This is a genomic window from bacterium endosymbiont of Bathymodiolus sp. 5 South (assembly GCF_900128535.1).
Classification (GTDB): domain Bacteria; phylum Pseudomonadota; class Gammaproteobacteria; order PS1; family Pseudothioglobaceae; genus Thiodubiliella.
Genome location: NZ_FQTR01000381.1, coordinates 1 through 1008, shown reverse-complemented (window position 1 = coordinate 1008; position 1008 = coordinate 1). Strand labels below are relative to the sequence as shown.

Here is a 1008-nt window from a genome sequence, read left to right as displayed (position 1 = left end):
ATTTTTAATGTTGGAGATAGGAAACCATATTCTAATTTAGAAGAATGGGAATACGGTTGTCTAGAGTTAATCCATTTCCCTAATGAATTTTCAAAAGAGGGTTACGATGAAGAATATGAAGAGTCTTTTATAATTTTTCTCGAAAAAAACTATGATTTATTATTTAAAGCTGGTGCTGAAGATTTTCGTATCATGATAGATGTATATTGTTCCTGCTCCGAACAATGTAATTTTGAAATTTTTGATAAAGAAAAATTATTTAGGTTAGCAAAATATCATATTTCTTTGCCGATTAGCATTTACCAAGAAAATAATTAGGGTCAGAGTGTAATTTAACAAAAAAATGGTCGTTTTTTGAGACTCTGTAGACACAGATTGTGTTAACCTTTAAAAAAACCAATCTAAAATAACACCAATGCTCACCCTTAAAAAAACCTTTCATTCTACTTTTAATACTAAGCCACTTAAACGCTTTTGTATTAGGTGGCGTGGGTAATGTGGAAAAGGGGACGCTACCCTTTTATCGTAAAAATATAACCCCACCCTCTCATTAAAAACAAAACCACTATTTTTAAAACAAAAAAACCACCAAAACCCATTAAAATAACCAAATGCCATACATTACCCCAAAACCTCTGACAACTTTTTAAAATTTCTTATATAGAACATCCTAAGAAGCCTTCGCTTTTTAAGGAAAAAAAGGAAAAAGAGGACGCTACCCTTTTATCGTAAAAATATAACCCCACCCTCTCATTAAAAACAAAACCACTATTTTTAAAACAAAAAAACCACCAAAACTCATTAAAACAACCAAATGCCAAACCCATTTTTAATATCAATTTTAACCTTAATCACAACCCTGGCAACAACCCCAACCATTGCTAATACAGACCTTAATACTCCAAACAAAACCACCACCATTGTTGGCTCAAACCTCCAAGCCAATGCAAATAACGCAGATAACACAAATAACGGACAAATCAACATAAACAGTCAAAATCTTAACAT

At 31.7% G+C, this 1008-nt stretch carries 2 protein-coding genes; both read left to right on the top strand.

Features of this window, described 5'->3' with window-relative positions:
- Nucleotides 1-318 (top strand): interleukin (locus BBROOKSOX_RS11640; RefSeq protein WP_257607881.1); only part of this gene is annotated, 318 nt, incomplete at its 5' end.
- A 496-nt stretch (nucleotides 319-814) separates the two neighbouring features.
- Nucleotides 815-1008, top strand: a 194-nt coding sequence (locus BBROOKSOX_RS11635; RefSeq protein WP_139662040.1) for a hypothetical protein, incomplete at its 3' end; no start/stop codon positions are given.